At 74.9% G+C, this 21,396-nt stretch carries 11 protein-coding genes and 1 pseudogene; 5 read left to right on the top strand and 7 right to left on the bottom strand.

All coding sequences use genetic code 11. The annotated features are described in order from the left end of the window. Nucleotides 1-26: 26 nt before the first annotated feature. The 5 genes and pseudogenes from SCA03_RS35665 to SCA03_RS04430 all read right to left on the bottom strand — a co-directional run bounded on the left by SCA03_RS35665 (nt 27) and on the right by SCA03_RS04430 (nt 15,146). On the bottom strand, nt 27-8,657 hold the full coding sequence (locus SCA03_RS35665; RefSeq protein WP_211293512.1) for a non-ribosomal peptide synthetase: 8,631 nt from the start codon (nt 8,655-8,657) through the stop codon (nt 27-29). A gap of 196 nt (nt 8,658-8,853) precedes the next feature. After that, a pseudogene (locus tag SCA03_RS35940) lies at nt 8,854-9,930 on the bottom strand (AMP-binding protein); the annotation flags it as partial. A 180-nt stretch (nt 9,931-10,110) separates the two neighbouring features. Next, nucleotides 10,111-11,439, bottom strand: a complete 1,329-nt coding sequence (locus tag SCA03_RS04440; protein ID WP_158102265.1) for a serine hydrolase domain-containing protein — start codon at nt 11,437-11,439, stop codon at nt 10,111-10,113. Nucleotides 11,440-11,750: 311 nt separating this feature from the next. Next, nucleotides 11,751-14,402 carry an ABC transporter permease gene (locus tag SCA03_RS04435; protein WP_086814915.1) on the bottom strand — a complete coding sequence of 884 codons (2,652 nt, stop codon included), beginning with the start codon at nt 14,400-14,402 and terminating at the stop codon, nt 11,751-11,753. 3 nt (nt 14,403-14,405) lie between these two features. After that, nucleotides 14,406-15,146, bottom strand: coding sequence for an ABC transporter ATP-binding protein (locus SCA03_RS04430; protein WP_170297882.1), 741 nt, complete (start codon nt 15,144-15,146; stop codon nt 14,406-14,408). Nucleotides 15,147-15,533: 387 nt separating this feature from the next. On the opposite strand from SCA03_RS04430, the gene SCA03_RS04425 reads away from it, so the two are divergent. Together SCA03_RS04425 and SCA03_RS04420 are read left to right on the top strand one after the other, a co-directional pair. Continuing rightward, complete coding sequence (locus SCA03_RS04425; RefSeq protein WP_141275207.1) at nt 15,534-16,295, top strand: DUF4097 family beta strand repeat-containing protein; 762 nt, start codon at nt 15,534-15,536, stop codon at nt 16,293-16,295. Nucleotides 16,296-16,441: 146 nt separating this feature from the next. Then, a complete protein-coding gene (locus tag SCA03_RS04420; protein ID WP_086814913.1) occupies nt 16,442-17,614 on the top strand; it encodes an ISAzo13-like element transposase-related protein in 1,173 nt (390 codons plus the stop codon). A gap of 114 nt (nt 17,615-17,728) precedes the next feature. Here SCA03_RS04420 and SCA03_RS04415 read toward each other — a convergent pair whose 3' ends face one another. After that, nucleotides 17,729-18,190, bottom strand: a complete 462-nt coding sequence (locus tag SCA03_RS04415) for a MarR family winged helix-turn-helix transcriptional regulator (protein ID WP_030878562.1) — start codon at nt 18,188-18,190, stop codon at nt 17,729-17,731. A gap of 179 nt (nt 18,191-18,369) precedes the next feature. On the opposite strand from SCA03_RS04415, the gene SCA03_RS04410 reads away from it, so the two are divergent. Then, nucleotides 18,370-19,353, top strand: coding sequence for an amidohydrolase family protein (locus SCA03_RS04410; protein WP_086814912.1), 984 nt, complete (start codon nt 18,370-18,372; stop codon nt 19,351-19,353). Nucleotides 19,354-19,389: 36 nt separating this feature from the next. Next, on the top strand, nt 19,390-20,103 hold the full coding sequence (locus SCA03_RS04405) for an SDR family oxidoreductase (protein WP_086814911.1): 714 nt from the start codon (nt 19,390-19,392) through the stop codon (nt 20,101-20,103). 115 nt (nt 20,104-20,218) lie between these two features. On the opposite strand, the gene SCA03_RS04400 is transcribed toward SCA03_RS04405, so the two are convergent. Then, nucleotides 20,219-20,596 (bottom strand): nuclear transport factor 2 family protein, encoded by a 378-nt coding sequence (locus SCA03_RS04400; RefSeq protein WP_030878571.1) that lies wholly within the window; start codon nt 20,594-20,596, stop codon nt 20,219-20,221. 93 nt (nt 20,597-20,689) lie between these two features. Between SCA03_RS04400 and SCA03_RS04395 the strand changes: the two genes are divergently transcribed. Next, nucleotides 20,690-21,229 carry a GNAT family N-acetyltransferase gene (locus SCA03_RS04395; protein ID WP_086814910.1) on the top strand — a complete coding sequence of 180 codons (540 nt, stop codon included), beginning with the start codon at nt 20,690-20,692 and terminating at the stop codon, nt 21,227-21,229. Nucleotides 21,230-21,396: the final 167 nt, after the last annotated feature.

The raw sequence follows: 21,396 nt of genomic DNA, 5'->3' as shown, positions 1-21,396 counted from the left end.
GCGCCGCCGGGGCGCCGGCCGGCCGCTCAGTCGGACAGCGGCTCGTCCTCTCCCGCCTCAGCGGCGGCGGTGCGCTCCAGCTCGGCGATGATGCGCTCCTCGATCAGCTGGGCCAGCGCGGAGACGGTGGGCCTGCGCAGCACGTCGCGCGGGGAGAGGTCCAGGCCGAAGGCGACCTTCATCCGCAGCACGGACTGGAGGCTGAGCAGCGAGTCGCCGCCCAGCGCGAAGAAGTCGTCGTCGGCGCCGACCTGTTCGACTCCGAGCAGCGCGCCCCACAGGTCGGCGATCACCTCTTCGGTGGGTGTCGCGGGCGCGGTGCGGGCACCGCCGCCCTCGCCCGCAGGAGGGTCCGGGAGGGCGGCGTGGTCCAGCTTTCCGTTGCCGGTCAGCGGCAGCGCGTCCACCACGACGACGGCCGAGGGCACCATGGCGGCCGGGAGTTGGGCGCCCAGCGCGGCGCGCACCTCTCCCGCGTCGGGGCGCTGCCCGTCCGCGGGCACCACGTAGCCGACCAGCCGCAGACGCGGCTCCTCCTGCCCGGCGCCGCCGTCCCCGTCACCGAGGGCACGACCTGCGCTGTCTGCGCCGGGCCCGCCGGGGGCCTGCTCCGGTGCGGGCGGCGCCGGCAGGGCGAGGGCGGCGGCCTCCGAGACGGCCGGGTGCGCGGTCAACGCCGCCTCCACCTCGCCGAGTTCGATCCGGTGGCCCCGGATCTTCACCTGGTCGTCGGTGCGGCCGACGAACTCCAGATCGCCGTCCGCGCGCAGCCGCACCAGGTCCCCCGTCCGGTACATCCGGGTGCCGGAGGGGCCGTACGGATCGGCGACGAAGCGCTCGGCGGTCGGTCCCGGACGGCGGACGTAGCCGCGCGCCAGGCCGGTACCGGCCACGTACAGCTCACCGGGCACGCCCACCGGCACCGGGCGCAGCCGCGCGTCGAGGACACGCAGCCGGGTGCCGGCCCGCGCACGGCCGATCGGGACGGGGCCCGTGGGGACGGCGGCGCCGGGTGTCAGCCGGTACTCCGTGCAGCCGACGGTGGTCTCGGTGGGTCCGTACTCGTTGACGACGGTGGCCAGCGGGCGCTCCCGTCGCCAGTGCGCGACCGCCGGTCCGGGCAACTGGGAGCCGCCCAGGACCAGTTGGCCGGCACCCGGCAGCGGCCCGCCCAGCGCGGACAGCAGCGGCAGATGGGCCGGGGTGGCCTTCACGACCAGTGGCTCCCGGCGGCCGGCCGTGACCCGTGCCGCGTCCTCCAGCTCCGTGATGTGCACCCGGCCGCCGCTGACGAGCGGCGGGTAGAGCGACGTCACCGTCAGGTCGAAGGTGAGCGGCGAGTGGAGCACCGCGCCGCCGGCGGCGCCCGGGTAGGCCCCCGCGGCCCAGCGGACGTAGTCGGCGAGCGACCGGTGTTCGACGACGACGCCCTTGGGGCGGCCCGTGGAGCCGGAGGTGTAGAGGACGTACGCCGGGTGGCGGCCGTTCAGCGGCACGGTGCGCTCGCCGTCCCCGGCCGTGCCGGTGTACGGGCCCGCCGCCGCACCGTCCGCGTCGTCCGCCGGGTCGGCCCCGGCGTCCTCGACCGGCAGCGCGTGCGTGCCCCGCGGCAGGACGCCGAGCCCCGCGGAGTCGGCCAGGACCAGCGCGGGCGAGGCGTCCCGGAGGATCCAGGCGGTCCGCTCGGCCGGATGGTCGGGGGCGAGCGGCAGATACGCGGCGCCCGCCTTCAGCACGCCGATCAGCGCGACGACGAGGTCGGCGGAGGGCCCGGCCGCGACCGCGACCACGTCCTCGGGGCCGACGCCGCGCGCGACCAGGGCGCGTGCCAGCCGCCCGGAACGCTCGTCCAGCGCACGGTAGGTGAGGGTGCGGGCGCCGTCGTCCAGCGCGGGCGCGCCGGGGGTGTGGGCCACCTGGGCGGCGAGCAGGTCCACGACCGTACCGCTGCCCGCGACCGGCGCGGGGCCCTCGCCCGACGCCAGCAGCTGCCGCTCCTCCCCGGGGACGAGCCAGTCCAGTGCGCGCAGGGTGCTCAGCGGGCGGTGGGCGGCCGAGCCCAGGAGTGCTTCGAGACGGGCTGCCATCCGGGCCACCGTGGCCTCGTCGAACAGTTCCGGGTCGTAGGCGAAGCGGAACGTCAGCCGCTCCCCGGGATAGACGGTCACGGCGAGCGGGTAGTTGGTGGTCTCGACGTCGCCGTCCACCGCGCGGATCCGCAGCCCGTCGGGCCGGCCCTCCTGCTCGTCCACCGGATAGTTCTCGAAGATCAGCACGCTGTCGAAGAGCGGGGAGCCCGAGGCGACCGCTCCGGCCGCCTGGACCTCGGTGAGGGGCAGGTGCTCGTGCTCGCGCGCGGCGAGCTGCGCCTCCTGGAGCCCGGTGAGCCAGGGCATCAGTCGCGCGCCCTCGTCCACCGCCACCCGGACCGGCAGGGTGTTGATCAGCAGGCCCAGGATGGTCTCGGCGTCCGGGAGTTCCTGGGGCCGGACGGAGCGGGTCGCGCCGAAGCAGACGTCGCTCTCCGCGCTGTAGCGCGCAAGGAGCAGCGCCCAGGCGCCCTGGACCAGGGTGTTGAGGGTGATCCGGTGCTCGCGCGCCATCCGGGTCAGCCGTCCGGTGACGTCCGCCGGGAGGACGAGGCTCAGCCGTCCCGTCGAGCGGCTCCGGCGCCGGGCCGGTGGTCTGCGGTCCCACGGGAGCGGGGTGGGCGCGGTGAACCCGTCCAGCACCGCGCGCCAGTGGCGTACGGCCTCCCCGGTGTCCTGCGCGGCGAGCCACGCCACGTAGTCCCGGAAGGGCCGCCGCCGGACGGTGCCGGTGGGCGCCGACTCCCGTGCTCCGGGCGGCAGTCGGCGGGACGGCGGGGCGGCGGGCGGTGCGCCGGGCTCCCCCGTGCCCGACCGCAGCGCCGCACAGCCGTCCAGGACGTCGGTCAGCAGCTGGAAGGCGCTCCAGCCGTCCAGCAGCAGGTGGTGGAAGGTCCACAGCACCCGCACCCCGCCGCCGGTCAGCGGCGCGAGCGTGAGCCGCATCAGCGGCGGCCGGGACGTGTCCAGGCCCTGCGCGCGGTCCCGCCGCAGCACCTCGGCCCACGCGGCTTCGCTCTCCCACGTGGTGCCGTCGCCGCGGCCCAGGTGGGTGACGGGGAGCCGGGCCTCGGCGTGCACCGCCTGGAGCGGCTCGTCGAGGCCCTCCGTCAGCACGGCGGTGCGCAGCACCGGGGTGGCGGCGACCGCCCGGTGCCAGGCCGCCTCCAGCAGGTGGGGGTCGTCGACGCCGTCCACGGTGAAGGAGATCTGCTCCAGGTACAGGCTCTGATCGGCGTCGGCCATGCTGTGGTAGAGCATGCCGCTCTGCATCGCGGTGAGCGGGTAGAGGTCCTCGACGCCGGCGCCGCCCGCCGTGCCCAGCGCCCGGTCGAGGGCCGCCTGGCCGAGCCCGGCCAGCGGGAAGTCGGCGGGCGTCGCGCGCCCCGCGGCGGGCTCGGCGCAGTGCCGGACGATCTCGCGCAGGGCCGCGGCCGTCTCGTCGGCCAGCCGCCGTACGGTCTCCTCGCGGTGCACGCCGGGCGAGTGGACCCACTCCAGTGCGAGCCGCCCCTCAGCCACCCGGGCCACCACGTCGAGGAGGAACGGCCTGCGGCGCCGGGGGTCCTCGGTGAGCCGGATGCCCGAACTGCCGCGCACCAGGGCCCCGTCGGCGGCCGGTGCGGGGTCGAAGCGGCCGAGGTAGTTGAAGCTGACCTCCGGCAGTCCTCTCCCGGCGGGGCCCGTGCCGTCGGCCAGGTACCGCAGGGCCCCGAAGCCGACGCCCCGGCCGGGGACGGCGCGCAGCTGTTCCTTGACGGAGGGCAGCGTGGTCTCCCAGCCGTCCTCGGGGCCGACCGAGAGCTCCACGGGGAACAGCGAGGTGAACCAGCCGACGGTGCGGGTGAGATCGACGTCGTCGAACAGCTCCTCGCGTCCGTGGCCCTCCATGGCGAGGAGGACGCGCCGGTGCCCGGTCCAGCGGGCCAGCGCACGCCCGCAGGCGGCGGCCAGCAGGGTCTCGACGCCCGTGTGGTACGCGGCCGGTGCCTGCCGCAGCAGCGCCTCGGTCTCCTCGGTGGACAGCAGGACTTCGACGGTGCGGGCCGCGCCGGCCTCGCGGGTGCCCTCGCCGTCCCGGGGCAACGGGGCCCCGGCCGCCGAGGCGGCCTTCCGCCAGTGGTCGGCCTCCGCGTCGAAACCGCCCCGCCGGGTGTGCTCCGTCAGCCGGTGCGCCCAGGAGCGGAACGAGGTGGTGCGCGGCCCGAGTGCGACGGCGCGGCCGGCCGCCGCCTGGGCGTAGGCGGTCTCCAGGTCCTCGGTCAGGATGCGCCAGGAGACGCCGTCGACCACGAGGTGATGGGCGCTCAGCAGCAGCGCGGGCCCGCGTCCCGGGCCCCGCTCGAAGAGCACGGCGGCGAACTTCACCGGGTCCTCCAGGCGGAACCGCGCGTCCTCGGATCCGGGCCAGGCCCGCACGGCGGCGTCCTGTTCTGCGGGGGGAAGCGCCGAGAGGTCGACGGTGCGCAGCCGCGCCGTCCCGCCGGGCGCGGCCGGCTCGGTGTACTGCCGCCAGCCGTTCTCCTCGCGCACGCACCGGGTGCGCAGCGCGTCGTGCCGGGCGGGCAGCGCGGCGACGGCGGTGGCCAGCGCCGTCCGGTCCGTGTCCGCTCCGAGGTCGAGGACCACGTACTGGTCGAAGTGTCCGGGCCGCTCCTGCGGGGTGGCGAGGAACCAGTGCTGGACGGGCGTGACCGGTACGTCACCGACGGCCGGGATCCGCTCGCCGGCCGGTTTCCCGTCCGCTTCCCGGTCCATGGCGGCCAGCGCGGCCACGGTCTGCCCGCGGAAGATGTCCTGGGAGCGGAGCGGTATCCCGGCGGCCCGGGCCCGGGAGACCACCTGCATGCTGAGGATGGAGTCCCCTCCGAGGTCGAAGAAGTTGTCCCGGGCGCCGACCCTCGGCACGCCCAGCACCTCGGCCCAGATGGCGGCGAGGGCCTGCTCGGTCCCCGCACGCGGCGCGACGAAGGCCCCGGCGGCGGCCGTGAAGTCGGGCGCGGGCAGCGCCGCCCGGTCCAGCTTCCCCGCCGGGGTCAGCGGGAGCCGGTCGACGGCGGTGAAGGCCGCGGGCACCATGTGGGAGGGGAGCGTGGCCGCGAGGAAGTCGCGCAGCGCGGCGGGCGCCGGCTCCTCGGCGCCGGGGGCGTGGACGACGTAGGCCGCGAGCCGCTTGGGCCCCTCGGCCGGGCGGACGGCGACGACTGCCGCGTCGGCCAGCGCCGGGTGCCCCAGCAGCGCCGCCCGCACCTCTCCCGGCTCGACCCGGAAACCCCGGATCTTCACCTGGTCGTCGGCGCGTCCGAGGAACTCCAGGGCGCCGTCGTTGAGGCGCCGGGCCAGGTCCCCCGTCCGGTAGATCCGTTCGCCGGGGTGGAAGGGGGAGGCGACGAAGCGTTCCGCTGTCGCCGCCGGCTGGCCGAGGTAGCCGAGGGCGAGCCCGTCGCCGCCGATCCACACCTCGCCGGGCAGGCCGGGCGGCACCGCTCGCAGGCGGTCGTCCAGCAGATGGACGCGGGTGCGGGCGAGGGGCTCGCCGATCGGTACGGAGGGCCGCCGGGTGTCGTCGGCGCCGATGGTGCGGGCCGTGGCGAACACCATGCTCTCCACCGGCCCGTAGCCGTTGACCAGGGCCAGCCCGGGGAACGCCCGCTGGATCCGGGCCACATGGGCGGGCGAGGCGGCCTCGCCGCCGGTGAGGACCTGGCGGAGGGAGCCGAACACGTCCGGCTTCTCGTCCACGAGGACATTGAAGAGGCCGGCGGAGAGCCAGAGCGTGGTGACGCCGTGGGCCGGGACGAGCCGCGCGATCACCTCGGGGTCGGGGACCGGGCCGGGGTGCAGGACGCAGGTGCCGCCGTGCAGCAGCGCGCCCCACAGCTCCAGCGAGAAGGCGTCCCACGACACGGGCGCCGACTGCAACCACACGTGCCCGGGTCCGAAGTCGGCGAACTGCTGCCCGAGGACGACGCGTACGGCGGCGCCGTGCGGGGACAGCACGCCCTTGGGCCGGCCGGTGGAGCCGGAGGTGAACATGACGCACGCCGCATCGCGCGGGTCCGCGCCCGCGGCCGGGGCGTGCGGGGAGCAGGCCGCGACGACGGCGCGCTCCTCGTCCAGCGCGAGGACGCGCACGCCCGGCTCGCCGGCGAACCGCCCTGCCTGTGCGGAGTCGGTGACCAGCACCGGTGCCGCCGTCCGCCGCAGGATGTGCGCCAGCCGTTCGTCGGGGAACGCCGGGTCGAGCAGCGCGTAGGCGGCGCCGGACTTCAGGACCGCCAGCAGCGCGGTGATCAGTTCGGGCCCCCGCTCCAGGCAGACGGCCACCACCCGGCCGCGCCCCGCGCCCCGGGCGATCAGATGGTGGGCCAGCCGGTTGGCGGCCTCGTCGAGCTCGCGGTAGCCGGTCCGGCGCTCCTCGAAGGCGAGCGCCACCGCGTCCGGGGTACGGGCCGCCTGCCGCTGGAACGCCTCGTGCAGACACAGCTCGCCCGCGTCCTCGGTACCGCCCCGACTCCCGTTCGGCGGAGGGCTCTTGACGCCGCGCGCCGGGCCCGCGCCCGGTGCCCCGGCATCCGGTTCGGGCCGCCGGGCGTGCCCGCGCTCCGGCGCGGTCCGCTCCTCCGGGCCGGCCAGCGGCAGCGCGGCGAGCGGCTGCGCCGGCCGGGCCACGGCGCTGCGCAGCAGTGCCCGCAGCTGCTGCCCGAACCGCTCGGCCGTCGCCGCCTCGAACAGCGCGGTGCTGTACTCGACGGCGCAGGTCAGCGCCGGCCCCCGGGGGACGAACTCCACGAACAGGTCGAACCGGCAGCGACTGCGGGGCAGTGCGCACGGCTCGATCCGCAGGCCCGCGGCGTCCGCCACCGAGGGCAGCTCCTCCTGGAGCGCCACCACCGTCTGCACCAGCGGATGACGGCTCGGGTCGCGCTCGGGAGCGACCGCCTCGACCACCCGGTCGAAGGGCACGTCCTCGTCGTCGAACGCCGCCAGCACCGTGCCGCGTACCTCGCGCAGCAGCGCGCCGAAGTCCTCGTCGAGCCGTACGCGGCTGCGCAGCACCAGGGTGTTGACGAAGAAGCCCACCAGCCGCTCCAGTTCGGGGCGTGAGCGGCCCGAGGAGACGGTGCCGACCGCCACGTCCTCCTGGCCGGTGTACCGGGCGAGCAGCGCCTGCACGCCCGCGGTCAGCACCATGAAGAGCGTGGCGCCGTGTTCCCGGCCCAACCGGCGCAGTGCGGCGGTGAGTTCGGGCGGCAGCTCGAAGCGGTGCACGGCGCCGTCGCTGGAGCGCACCGGCGGCCGGACCCGGTCGGCGGGCAGCTCCACCACGGGCGCCCCCGCCAGCCGGGTCCGCCACCGGTCCAGCGCGGCGGCCCGCGCACCGGTGCCGGCGTGCTGCCGCTGCCAGAGGGCGAAGTCCGCGTACCGGGTCTCCAGCGCGGGCAGCCCGCACGCGGCGGCCGCGGCGGCCGGCGATGTGTCCTCCGGCCGGGCGCACAGGTGGGCGTACAGCTCGCCCAGCTCCTCGATGAGCAGACGCGTCGACCAGCCGTCCGTCACCAGGTGGTGGAGGGTGAGCACGAGCAGATGCCGCTCCGGCGCGAGGGCCAGCAGCAGCGCCCGGAACGGCGGGCCGGTGCCCAGGTCGAAGGGCAGCTCCGCGTCCTGCCGGATCCGCAGCCCGGCCGCCGCGTCCCGCTCGGCGTCGGGCAGCCCGGTCAGGTCGACCAGTTCGAGAGCGGGCCGCAGGACCTCGTGGACGGTCTGGGTGCCGACCCCGTCCACCGAGGCGAAGGTGGTGCGCAGCGGTTCGTGGCGGGCGGAGAGCGCGGCGAGCGCACCGCGCAGCGGGCCGGTGCGCAACGGACCGCTCAACCGCAGCCCCACGGGAGTGTTGTACTCGACGGCTCCGGAGCCCGACTCCTGGAGGAACCAGAGCCTGCGCTGGGCGTCGGAGAGGGGCAACGCCGTTGCGCCGGGCGCCGGTGGAAGGGGCCCGCCGGCGGCCTCGGTCCGTGCGGCGCCGGCCGGGAGCAGCTCAGCCATCGCGGCCACCGTGGGCGCGGTGAACAGGGTGCGCGGCGCCACCCGGGTGCCGAGCGCGGCGGCGGCCCTGGAGGCGATGCGTACGGCGGCGATGGAGTCGCCGCCCAGGTCGAAGAAGTCGTCGCGGGAGCCGACCCGGGGCAGCTCCAGCACCTCGGCCCAGATGCGGGCGAGGGCCTCCTCGACCGGGCCGCGCGGCGGGACGTACGTCTCCGGGTCGGCGGCCCGGTCGGGGGCGGGCAGCGCGCTGTGGTCGGCCTTCCCCGCCGCGTTGCGCGGCATCCGCTCCAGCGCCGTGAACACGCTGGGCACCATGTGGGCCGGGAGGTCCCGGGCGAGGAAGGCACGCAGCTCCGCCCGGCCGGGTGCCTCGACGCCGGGCAGGGGGACGACGTACGCGGCCAGCCTGGCCGGCCCGTCGCCGTGCCGTACGGCGACGACGGCGGCCTCGGCCAGCGCCGGGTGGCCCAGCAGCGCCGCCCGCACCTCCTCCGGCTCGATCCGGAAACCGCGGATCTTCACCTGGTCGTCGCTCCTGCCGACGAACTCCAGCACGCCGGAGGGCAGGACGCGCACCTGGTCCCCCGTGCGGTACAGCCGCTCCCCCCGGGGCGAAGGGCGAGGCGGTGAAGCGCTCGGCGGTCAGCCCGGGACGGCCGAGGTAGCCGCGGGCCAGCCCGTCGCCGCCGATCCACAACTCGCCCGTGCCGCCCGCCGGAACGGGCCGCAGCCGGCCGTCGAGCACGTGCACGCGGGTGTGCGCGACGGCGCGGCCGATCGGGACGGTGCGGCCCGCCACCTCGTCCGGCGTCACCCGGTGCCAGGTGGTGTAGACGCCGTTCTCCATCGGCCCGTAGGCGTGGACGAGGACCAGCTCCGGGTTGGCACGCAGCGCCTTCGCCATGTGGCGCGGGGAGGACGCCTCACCGCCCGTCATCACCTCGCGTACCCCGCCGAGCAACCGCGGGTACTCCTCGGCCACGGCGTTGAACAGGCTGGTCGACAGGAAGACGGTGGTGATGCCGTGCGCCTCCACCAGCTCGGCGAGCACCGCGGGGTCGGGCGTCGAACCCGGGTACAGCACACCGGTGCCGCCGTGCAGCAGCGCCCCCCACAGCTCCACGGCGAAGGCGTCCCAGGACATCGGTGCGGCCTGGAGCCAGGTCCGGTGCCCGGTGAAGTCCAGGAACTCCTGGCCGAAGAAGAGCCGGACGAGGGCGCGGTGCGGCAGGAGCACCCCCTTGGGGCGGCCCGTCGAGCCGGAGGTGAACATCACGCAGGCGATGTCGTCCGGCGCGGCGCGCCCCGGCAGGCCGTCCCCGCCGTACGCCGTCGCCGGCCCGTCGTCCTCGCCGTCCGGGTCCAGCCGCACCACGGTGGCGCCCGGCGCCGCCGCTCTCTCCGCGGTCGACGGGCCGGCGACGACGACGCGGACGCGGGCCTGGCGGGCCATCTCCGCCAGCCGCCGGTCGGGGAAGGCCGGGTCCATCAGTGCGTACCCGGCGCCGCACTTGAGCGCCGCCAGCAGTCCGGTGACCAGTTCGGGGCCGCGCTCCAGGCAGACCCCGACCAGCGTGCCGGGCCCGGCGCCCAGTTCGGCCAGCCGGCGGGCGAGCCGGTCGGCGCGGGCGTCGAGCGCGCCGTAGGAGATCCGGCGGTGGCCGAGGACGAGCGCGGTCGCCTCCGGGTCGCGGGCCGCCTGTGCCTCGAACAGCTCGTGCAGGCAGGCGTCCGCGGGATATCCGGTGCCCTCGGACGGGTGCGTCGGTCGCCGGGATGCCGTTCCGCGTTCCATGTCTTCCTGCCCCCTCTTCCGGATGGTTCGCTGCTCCCCCGCCCGTCGCGACGAGAGGTGTCCGGCGGGCGGACGCGGTGTCCGCCGCCGGGTGGCGGCACGCGGCCCGGGGCCGGGCGCGGGCCCGGGCGCTGTCCGCGGCCGCCCTTGGCACGGAAGGGCGGGCGGCCGCGGAGACCGTCAGACGCGCTGTGCGCGCCGCCCGGTCACCTGGATCTGCTCCAGGCGGCCGGTCCCGGGGGCGCGGAGGAACCGCCCCAGGTAGGCGAGTCGGTTGGCGGCCGTCTCGCGCATCGTGAAGGTGAGGTCGTCGCGGACGGTGAGGCGGGCGAACGGCTCTCCTCCCACCCGCAGCACCGCGCCTCCGTCGGCGGCCAGGTCGATCGTGTAGGCGGTGTCGCCGTTCTCGTAGCGGCCCGCGCACTCCGGCGGAGCGGGCACCTCGGGGCGCTGTCCGCGTCCGGTGCCCGAGTACGAGTAGCCCGCCAGGTCGAGCCCGCCGGCGGCGAGTTCGGCGGTCAGCTCCTCCCACAGCGCCATGCCCGTGTCGGCGTTGGTGGTCAGCGCCGCGACGGTGCCCGTCACCGGGTCGGCCCGCAGATGGCAGGAGGTGCCGTCGGAGGTGCCGTCGTGCCCCACCCGGCGGCTGCCGTCCCCGGCGAGGTAGCAGGAGAGCCCCAGCCCCCACCCGTCGGCGAGGCCGAACGGCTCGGCCCCCGGCACCGGCCTGCGCATCGGGGCCAGGGCGCCGGGCTCCACCAGCCCCGGGACACCCCGGGCTTCCTCGGTGTGCAGCAGGCCGAAGGCGAGCAGATCGGCGGCGCTCAGTGCGAGGGCGCCCGCCGCCGACTCCACCCGGGGAAGGGTCTGGCGTACGGGAAGTGCCGCGCCCTGTGCGGCGCGTGCGGCGTGGCCGGGAACGTACGGCCGGGTGGTGTGCCCCGTGACGGAGGCCGCCTCGATGCCGAGCGGAGCCAGCAGGATCGTCTCCAGCGCCTCCCACCAGTCCATCCGTGCGGCGTGCTCGATCAGGAATCCGGTGACGCAGTAGCCGATGTTGGAGTAGGAGAACGAGGTGCCGCACACCGGGATGGGGCGCATCCGGGCGCAGTCGGCGAGGTAGCGGCGCCCTGTGGTGTGCGCCAGGTCGTCGCTGTCCCGGCCGGGCGGCAGACCGCTGTTGTGCGAGAGGAGCTGCCGCAGCGTCTGCTTCTCGCCGAACGCGGCGTCGGGCACCCGCAGTCCGGGCAGCTCGTCGGCGAGCGGCCGGTCCAGATCGAGATCGCCCTCGTCCACCAGCACCATGGCCAGCGCGGCGGTGAACGCCTTGGTGACCGACCCGGTGGGGAATCTGCTGTCCTCCCGTACGGGCCGTCCGGTGCCGGCCTCCTCCTCGCCGAACACCACGGTGCGCGTGGCGCCTTCATGGCGCAGTGCGAACTGTCCGCCCGGTACGCCGTGTTTCCGGGCGAGTTCCGGCAGCCGTTGCGAGAGCGCGTCCACGTTCACCAAGTCCCCCTATGGCGCGGACGGGAGACCGTGGCGGCGCTCACCACCCGTGCGGCTCCCGGCGGAAACGGGCACGCCGCACGGAGACACTCCGTGACGGGGAGCGGGCCGTGACCGGCCGCCGCGTCCCCTGCGGCGCGACGCCGGCCCACCCTCGCCGAGGGCGCGGGCGCGCGCCACCTTCGGAAGCTGACGCCTAAAGTGCGCGTCCGGCGTTCCCCGGTCCGCCGCCACGCCCCCGGCCCGGCCCCGGCCCACCGAGGGACCGGGACCGGGCCGCGCCGTCTCCGGCGCCGGCAGGGGGCCGGCGCTCAGGAGCGGCTGTGCACCGGCGGCTCCACCGCCCGGGGAGCCGCCGGCTGCCCCGGTCCGGTCTGCGGCGACGGGGGCGCCGTGGACCGGGGCGTCCGGGTGGCACGGAGCTGGAGCACCGTGGGGACGAGCGAGGCGGTGACCGCCACCAGCAGGCAGCCGCCCAGCACACCGCCCATCTCGGCCCACGGCACGGGGAAGGAGGCTCCCCCGCCCGCGTCGGTGAGGGCGCGCCCCATGCCGAGCACGGTGACGCCGGCGGCGGCGAGGCCCAGGACGCCGCCGACCGCGACGACCGTCAGCGTCTCCCACAGGACGCTGCGCACGACCTGGCCGCCGGTGGCGCCCAGCCGGCGGAGCAGCAGCACCCCGGCGGCGCGCTGTTCGGCGGCCATCACCAGGGTGTTGGCGATGGCGATGCCCGTGTAGATCAGGGCCAGGCCCAGCAGGACGAGGACCAGGACGCGGCCCTCCTGTTCGGCGCTCCGGGCGCTGTCGTCCAGCCAGGCGTCGCGGCTGAGCGCCCCGCCGCCGTACTCGCGTGCCACGGCGTCGGCCCTGTGCGCGACGTCGTCGGGGCTCGCGCCGTCGGCCAGTGCGAGGTAGACCCGCCCGGCGCCGATCCCGGGGTCGGCGCGGTGCAGGGTCTCGCGGGGCAGCAGCACCCCGGGCAGCCCGGCCGAGGAGTCCAGCACCGCCGCCACCTTCAGCTTCAGCCGCGTGGTGTCGGACAGGCGCAGCGTCACGTCGTCCCCGGCCTTCCACCCCGCCTGGTCGGAGAGGGTGCGGCTGACCGCGACCGCGTCGCCCCGCAGCGCGGACAGGCTGCCTTCCGCCGTCCTCAGCCGGAAGCTGTCGTCGAGTGCGCCCGGGTCGACGGCGCCGATGTCGCCGGGGATCAGGGCGTTGAAGCCGACCAGTTGGCCGTCGGTCACCCCGACGGCGGCGGCGCTGCGCACTCCGGGCAGGCCGGACAGCTCCCGTACGCCGTCGACGGGGATGCCGGGCCCGCCGGAGGACTCGACGACGGCGCCGGCGCGCAGATGGGTCCGTTCGTCGTCGACGGAGGTGGCCGAGGTGGCGTTGCTCATGCTGACCAGCGATCCGGAGACGGCGACGGTGACCAGGATCGGCGCCGCGCAGGAGGCGGTCCTGCGGACGGCGGCCCGTGCGCTGTCGGCGGCCAGGGTGCCGGTGAACCGGGTCAGCGCGGCCAGCGGCCAGGCGGCGGCCCGTACCAGCGGCGGGACCAGCAGCGGGGCGAAGGCCACCATGGCGACGACCAGGATCTCGGTCAGCACGAGGGAGATGACGACGGCTCCGTCGCCGCCCGCGCCGGGCAGCAGGACGAGCAGGAGGAGGGCGAGCGCCAGGAAGATGCCGCCGGTGATCCACCGGCCGCGCGTCATCACCTTCGTCTCCACGTCGGATTCGCGCAGGGTCTCCGCCGGGCGGACCCGTGCCGCACGGCGCGAGGCGGCGAACACGCCCGCGAGGGCGACGGCGAGGCCCAGCACGAAGCTGATCACCAGGACCGGGACCGACACCGGCACCGCCATGTCGGCCGGGGCCATCCCGTAGTGCCGGAGGACCGCGGTGAGGGCTCCGCTGCCGTGGACGCCGAGGAAGCAGCCCACGGCGGAGGCGGCCAGCCCGAGGAGCGCCGCCTCGGCCGTCACCATCCGGGTCACCTGGGCGGGCGTGGCGCCGACGGTGCGCAGCAGCGCGAGTTCGCGGCGGCGCTGCGCGATGGAGAAGGCGAAGGTTCCGGAGACGACGAAGACGGACACGAAGCAGCCGATCAGCGCCATCACGGCGAGCAGCGTGGCCACTTCGTCGAGCGCCGCGGCACGGTGGGCGCCCTCGGTGCCGCTCTCCTTGCCCGCTCCGGTCCGCACCGTGAGCGGGGATTCGGGCAGTGCGGCGCGGACGCGTCCGGCGAGGGCCCCGGCGGCGACGCCGGGCTCGGCGACCACGGCGACGGCGTCGGCCCGTGAGGGGTCCGGGCTGTGCTGCCGCAGTGCGGCGTCGGTGAGGAAGACGGTCTCCGGGCCCTCGGGGTCGGCGGGCCCGGAGCGCCGGGCGACGCCGGCCACCCGTACCCGTGTGCGGCCCTCGGGGGTGACCAGCGTCAGCCGGTCGCCGGTACGGGCCGTCGGCTCGGCGCCGGGCGCGGGGGCCAGCACGACCTCGCGGGAGGTGCGGGGCGCGTTCCCCTCGCCGATCCGGAAGGGGGCCAGCGAGGCGCCGGACCAGCCGCGTGCCACGCTCTCGCCGGCGCCCTCGCCGTCCTCGTCGAGCAGTCGGGCGGGGACGGACCGGTCGACGACGGTCCGGTCGACGCCGTCCACGGCCGCGATCCTGCGGGCGGTCTCCTCGGCGTCGGCGAGGCGGTGCGTCCGGGTGCCGGTGCGCGTCTCGTCGTAGGCGCCGTCCCCGCTGCCGAACCGGACGGAGTAGGACTGCGGCGCGCGGACCACGACATCGGCCGCGTCGTACCGTCCGGGGCCCTGGGAGCCGGACTGCCGGCGGGTGGCGTCCAGCACCTGCCCGGTGCCGGCGATCAGTGCGACGCCGAGGGACAGGGCGATGAACGTGCCGATGAACAGGGTGAATCTGGTGCGCAGGGTCTGGGCGGCGATCGTCAGCATGGTTCAGCCACCCAGCCGTGCCATCTGCTCGGTGACGGCCTCGACGGACGGGGAGGCCAGCTCCCCGTACACCGCGCCGTCCCGGAGGAAGACGACGCGGTCGGCCCAGGCGGCGGCCACCGGGTCGTGGGTGACCATCACCACGGTCTGTCCGGCGGTGTCGACCAGGGTGCGCAGCAGCGTCAGCACCTCCCGGCTGGTGTTGGTGTCGAGGGCGCCCGTCGGCTCGTCGGCGAAGAGCACATCCGGCTGACTGATCAGGGCGCGCGCGATGGCGACCCGCTGCTGCTGGCCGCCGGACATCTCGGCGGGCCGGTGCCTGCCGCGGTCGCCGAGGCCCACCCGGTGCAGCACCTCGTCCACCTGGGCGCGGCTCGGGCGCCGGCCGGCCAGCCGCATGGGGAGCGCCACGTTCTTGCGGGCGTTGAGCGACGGCATGAGGTTGAAGGACTGGAAGACGAAGCCGATCCGCTCCCGCCGCAACCGGGTCAGCTCCGCCTCGCTGAGCGCGCCGATGTCGGTGTCCCCGATGAGCACCTGCCCGGCGGTGGACCGGTCGAGCCCGGCGGCGCACTGGAGGAGGGTGCTCTTGCCGGAGCCCGAGGGGCCCATCACCGCGGTGCAGGTGCCGCGGGCGAACGCGCAGTGGACATCGCGCAGGGCGGTGACCTGGCCGTCCCCGCGGCCGTAGAGTCGGCCGACCCCGCGCAAGGTGACGGCTTGGTCGATGGCGGCTCCGGGCACGAGATCTCCCCCTCGGACTGGTCGCACTCTCCGGTGCGCCGGGGCCACTCGCCCCGGTGCAACGCAGTAAAGCAACGGGCGTGAGAACGCCGCACTGGCCTTGAATGCCGACCTCGGGTAGAGAAAACTCCACCCGCGCGAGGGCCGGAGGTCGAGCCAACTCCCCACCTCATGCGGCGCCTTGAAATGCTCATCACGCCCTGCCTACAGTCACACGGCAGCAGCCGGATCACCGCCGCTTCGCCGTATGCGCAGATCGCCGGCGTTCGCAGAATGCACGCGTGAAGCCGCGCAGAGCGCGCAGGCGGAGGCGTACGGCATGAAAGCGTTCCGGTGTGCGTGCGTACCGGAAAAGCGGACGGTCACCCTCAACGGGAGGTAGGGCACATGCCGGAGCGGGCTCATACGTTGGCCGGGGCGCTGGGCGTCACGCTGCTCTGCTTTTCCGTGGTCGCCTGCGAGGGCCCCGGCATGGGATCGGAGAAGAAGGAGAACAAGTCGTTCACCTACTCCGGCGAGAAACTCACGATCAGCGCCGGCAACTCCGATGTGCGCCTGCGCGCCGGAGACAGCGGCAGGACGGTGCGGGCCGTACGCACGCTGAAGGGCAAGGCCGGCGAGGACGGCAACGCGACGTGGGAGCTGGCGGGTTCGACGCTGCGGCTGCGCACGGAGTGCAACGGCGTATCGGTGAGCTGCGCGGCGCGCTACACGATCACGGTTCCCGAGAACCTCCCCGTGGAGCTGCGCAGCACCAACGGGGCGATCTCCTCCGTCGGCCTGCCGCAGTCCCAGGACATCACGTCCTCCAACGCCACCGTGCGGGTGGAGAAGGCTTCGGGGACGGTCCGGCTGCACGTGCGCGACGGAAACACGGAAGCCATCGGAATCAACGCGGGCTCTTTTTCCGCCGACACCAGGAACGGTCGGCTGAAGGTCGTTTTCGACAAGGCGCCGAGGAAGGTGAAGGCGACCACGACCAACGGCAATCTCAACGTCACCCTACCCGCGGGCGACGAGCCGTACCGCACCCGCGTCAAGGCGGAGAACGGACAGGCGAATTCCTCGGTGCGCAACACCTCCGGTGCCGAACGCAGTCTCGATGTCCTCAGCCGCAACGGGAGTGTCCGCGTCGACCGCGCGAAGTGACGGCACCGGAACGGCACTTTCCGCCGACGGACACGGGAGCGGCCCGCGCCACGTAATCAAGGAAAGCCCGATCACCCTTATTCGGAGGATTCGGTTCTCCGTCCGGCACCTTTTGTGCACTTCGGGCTTGCTATACGTTCCCTGATATGACGGGGACCGACGCACCACTCACCAATGAACTCCTGCGCCTCTTACCCAGCTTGTTACCCGGCCTGGACGAACGCCAGCGGCGTCTCGCGCTGGGCGCCGTCGCCGAGGGACTGGGGCACGGCGGCATCCGCGCGGTCGCCCAGGCCGCGCGGGTCGCCGAATCCACCGTCTCCCGCGGCGTGCGGGAGCTGGCGAGCCGGAACGCCCTGCCGGCCGGGCAGATCCGCCGCCCGGGCGCGGGACCCAAACCGCTCACCGAGCGCGACCCGGCGCTGCTGCCCACCCTGCTCTCCCTGGTGCGGTCCGCCGGGCCGGCCCCCGGGGACCGCTCACCGATCGAGTGGACGCTGCTGTCCGTACGCGAACTCGCCGAGGCGCTGACCCGGCGCGGCCACCCGGTGGGGCCGGACACCGTCGCCGCCCTGCTCAAGGCGGAGGGCTTCACCCTCCAGCCGTCGGCCCACGCCTCCCTCCGGGGCAGCAGGCTGCACCGGCTCACCCGGCTGCGCCACGGTGCCGCGCGCCTGCGGGAGTTCACCGAGGCGAGCGAGCCCGCGCTCCGCGTGCGCACGGAGCCCGCCGCGGCGCCGGGCCCGCGACGGCCGGGCGTGTGCGCGGAGTGCGGCCGGGACCACACCGCCCCGCCCGTCCGGTCAGCGTCCGGCACGGAGAACGGCTCGCCTTCGCCCACCCGCGCGGGGCAGCGGTCGCCCGGGCAGAGCGCCGCCCGCGCCGCGGTCCCCTTCGACGACGACGGGACCGCCACCCTGATCGCCAACGCGCTCCGGCAGTGGTGGGCCCAGGAGGGCAGCGCCCTGCGCACCCGGTCCGGGCGGCTGCTCGTCGCCCTGGAGGCCGGGCCGACCACCACGCGGCCCGAGGCGCTGCGGCGGACGCTGGCGGATTTCGCCACCGCGTCCGGCACCGAGGTGACCGTCTGCCACCTCCCTCCCGCGACCCTGCGCTGGCGGAACACCGAACACCGCCTCACCTCCCGGGTCGTCATCCAGCGGGGCGGGCTCCCCACGACCGGTGAGCAGGTGCTGATCAGCACCGTCGGCCCGACGTCCGGCACCACCCGCGTCCGCCCCGCCACGACCACGCCGGTCCCGGTGGGGCTGGCGCAGTGGAACTACACACTGCGTCCCCGAACCGCCCTGCGCTCCTGAGCGAACAGCAGCACCCGGCCGGGGGCGGCGATGTCTCTCACCGGTTCCGACGCTGCCCGGCCGGACTCCGACCGCCCACCGGCGCGGCCTGAGCTCATGGCCGCCACGCCGCGCCTACGCGCGCTGCGGCCGGGCCGTACCGCTGTGCGCCCGATCGAGGAGCTGTGTTTCGACGCGTCTGAGCACCGCGATCACTTCGTCCGCTTCCGCGGCATCGGGGACGGCCTCGTCCAGCAGCCGGCTCCAGGTGTCCTGGAGGCGCCCCAGGTTCTCGCCTGCCTTTTCGGTCGGGTAGAGGCGCACACGCCGGGCATCGTCGGGATCGGCTTCGCGGCGCACCAGGCCCTTCTGTTCCAGCTTGCGCAGTGCCCGGCTGAAGTTGCTGGAGATCGTCCGGGTCGCCGCGGACGCCTGGGCCGCCGTGGCACCGGGCCGGTGATCGATGTAGCGCATCACCGCTGCTTCGAGCGGCGTCCACGGATCCGCCGTGTCCGCCTTGGCGGCGTGCAGATGGCGGCTGATCGCCAGGATCAGATCCGCGAGCTCGAACAGTCTGGCCTTCTGCTTCTCATCCACCTCCTCACCTTAATCCACTGTCCAACAATTGTTATCCTTTGACAGGTAAACTCGGCTCTGCCCGGCCTCGCTCCCGGACGACGGGAACCGACTCGTCCGCGACCGTCGAAGGTTCCACGGCTCCGCCGACCGCCGCCGGCACGCACCAGCGCGCCGCCACCCCCGGAGGAACACCGACCATGACCCTCATCGGCATCGAAGAACACTGGATGCCGCCGGAGCTGACCTCCGCGCTCAAAGCCGTCGACCGGCCGGACGAGAGCCTCCTCCTCAACGAACGGGGCGATACCGCACAGCGACTCGAAGACCTCGGCGCCGGGCGGATCGCCGCCATGGACGCCCAGGGCATCGACCTGGCCGTCCTCGCCCTCACCCCGCCCGGAACCCAGGCGCTGCCGCCCGGGGAAGCCGTCGCACTCAGCCGCCTGGCGAACGACATGGCCACCGAGGCGGTCCGCGCGCACCCGACCCGCTTCCGGTCCCTTTCCAGCCTGCCGATGTCGTCCCCGCGCCACGTCGCCGCCGAGCTCGAACGCGCCGCCGCCCAGGGCCACGTGGGCACGATGGTCTACGGCCGCTCCGGCGACCGGTTCCTCGACGATCCCGCCTACGACGACTTCTTCGCGGCAGCCGCGGACCTGGGCCAGCCGGTCTTCATCCACCCGCAGATCCCCTCCGACGCCCTGCGCGACGCCGCCTACCGCGGGTTCGACCCCCTGACCGACCTGGGCCTGGCCACCTTCGGCTGGGGCTGGCACCTCGAAGCGGCCACCGCCGCCCTACGGCTCATCCTGCGCGGCACCTTCGACCGCCACCCCGGACTGCGGATCGTGCTCGGACACTGGGGCGAACTGCTGCCCTTCTGGCTCGACCGCGCCGACAGCCTCTCCCGCCTCGCCGGACTCCGGCACCCGGTCTCCGACTACATCCGCACCCATGTCTTCCTGACCACCTCGGGCATGCTCAACCCGGCCCTCCTGCACCACGCCCTGACCGTCACCACCACCGACCGGCTGATCTTCTCGACCGACTACCCCTTCCAACGGCCCACCCGAGAAGACATCGACACCTTCTTCGGCCACCTCGCCACCGACACCGACCGGCACAGAGTCCGCTCGGCCAACGCAACCGCCCTCTTCGGCATCGGCCTCAGCGCACACTGACCGGGCCGGCCTTCCCTTCCACGGAGCTGAGACGACATGACGCAGTCCACCGCTCACGCACACACCCCCACCGCCCTGCTCGTCGGTGCCTCCCGCGGGCTCGGATACGCCATGACCGAGGAACTCGCCGGGCGAGGTTGGTCGGTCATCGGCACCGTCCGCGGCAGCGCCCGCACCCCGCTGCACGACCTCGCCGACCGGCACCCCGACCGCGTCCGCGTCGAACACCTCGACATCACCCGGCCCGAACACCTCGCGCCCCTGCACGAGCGGCTGACCGGAACCCCGCTCGATGTCCTGTTCGTCAACGCCGGCACCACCAACAACGAACAGACCTCCATCGGAGACGTCCCCACCCAGGACTTCATCGACGTCATGGTGACCAACGCCCTCAGCCCCCTGCGTGTCATCGAGGCACTCGACGACCTCGTCACTCCCGGCGGCCTCATCGGCGCCATGTCCTCGGGGCAGGGCAGCATCACCGACAACACCAGGGGAATGCGCGAGGTCTACCGCGGCAGCAAGGCCGCCCTCAACATGTTCATGCGCAGCTACGCGACCCGCCAGACCGACCCCGACCGTGCGCTGCTGCTCCTGGCCCCCGGCTGGATCCGCACCGAACTCGGGGGCGCCGACGCCCCGTACACCGTGGAAGAGAGCGCCCCTCTCCTGGTGGACGTCCTGCTCGCACACCTCGACGACAAGGGCCTGGCCTACCTGGACCGCAACGGCCGGACCGTCCCCTGGTGACCGGCGGCGTGCGGGCCCGGCGCCTCCGGGCGCACCGACGGCACGCCGATCGTCAGGTGTCCTGCCGGGGACCGACTGCCGCCGGCAGGAATCCGGAGGGCCTCGGATGGACGGCTCAGGAGGCGGACGGCTCGATCTCTCCCGCGAAGACGATGACCTGGTCGATGAGGCTCCGCCGCAGATGGACGACGTCCGTTCCCGCCAGGCGGGGACCCCCGCCCGGGGTGGTGAAGACCCACTGGTACCGCGCCCACTCGTCCGGCATGTCCACCGCCGAGCAGCGCACCATCGTGCCGGTCCCCGCAGGGTGGCGCCGGATGTCCAGCACGAACCGCTCGACCGCCGCGATTCCCTCGCTGCGACCCAACGGCCCCCAGAAGACCACGTCCGAGGTCAGAGCCTGGGAGAGCAGGGCAGTCACATAGATGTCGTCCGAGGCGTTGAACGCGGAGATGAACATGTCGATCGCGGAGCGTGCCGTCTCTTCCTGCATGCCCCAGTAATACCAGCCGTTTCGCGTGTGCTTGTCCCACGAGCCGCCCTCCGAGCACGGTGGACCATGCGGCCGGAGCGCTAGAGTCGGGCCGTGCCCGAGTTGCAGCGGCTGCATGCCGGCCATGCCCCCGCGGTCCTGGACTTCGAGCTGGCGAACCGCGCGTACTTCGCCGCCTCGGTCCCCGACCGCGGCGACGACTTCTTCGACCGGTTCGCCGACCGGTTCCACGCCTTGCTGGCGGAGCAGGAGGCCGGTGTCTGCGCCTTCCATGTGCTGATCGCCGAGGACGGCGCGGTACTCGGCCGGTTCAACCTGGTCGACATCGAAGACCGCACCGCGGAACTGGGCTACCGGGTCGCACAGTTCGCCGCCGGACGCGGCGTGGCGACCACGACCGTCCGGGAGCTGTGCCGACTGGCGGCGGACCGGTACCGGTTGCGGACACTGCGAGCGGCCGCCGTCCGCCGCAACACGGCGTCCCGGAAGGTGCTGACCAAAGCGGGGTTCGTCCCCGTCGGCCCCGCCGACCCGGACCGTCTCGGCGGTGAGCCGGGCACCTGGTACCAACGCGACCTGATGCACGCGCACTTGCCGGAGGACCTGCTGCGGGAGGGCCGCGTCCGCCCCTGAACACCGGTGCGTGCGGTCCGACGAGCACGCGGCGCCGACGGAGCACCGACCCCGCCCGCACGCGGAAGGCCGCCCGACGCCCCCATACGTGACGAGCAGGGGACCGCGCCCGGAGCGGCACCGCCCCTGCGCGACCGCCCGGCCCAACGGCGGTGCTAGAAAGTTCA

The sequence above is a fragment of the Streptomyces cacaoi genome (assembly GCF_006539165.1).
In the GTDB taxonomy this organism is placed as follows: Bacteria; Actinomycetota; Actinomycetes; order Streptomycetales; family Streptomycetaceae; genus Streptomyces; species Streptomyces cacaoi.
This window is presented reverse-complemented; position numbering and strand designations above follow the sequence as displayed.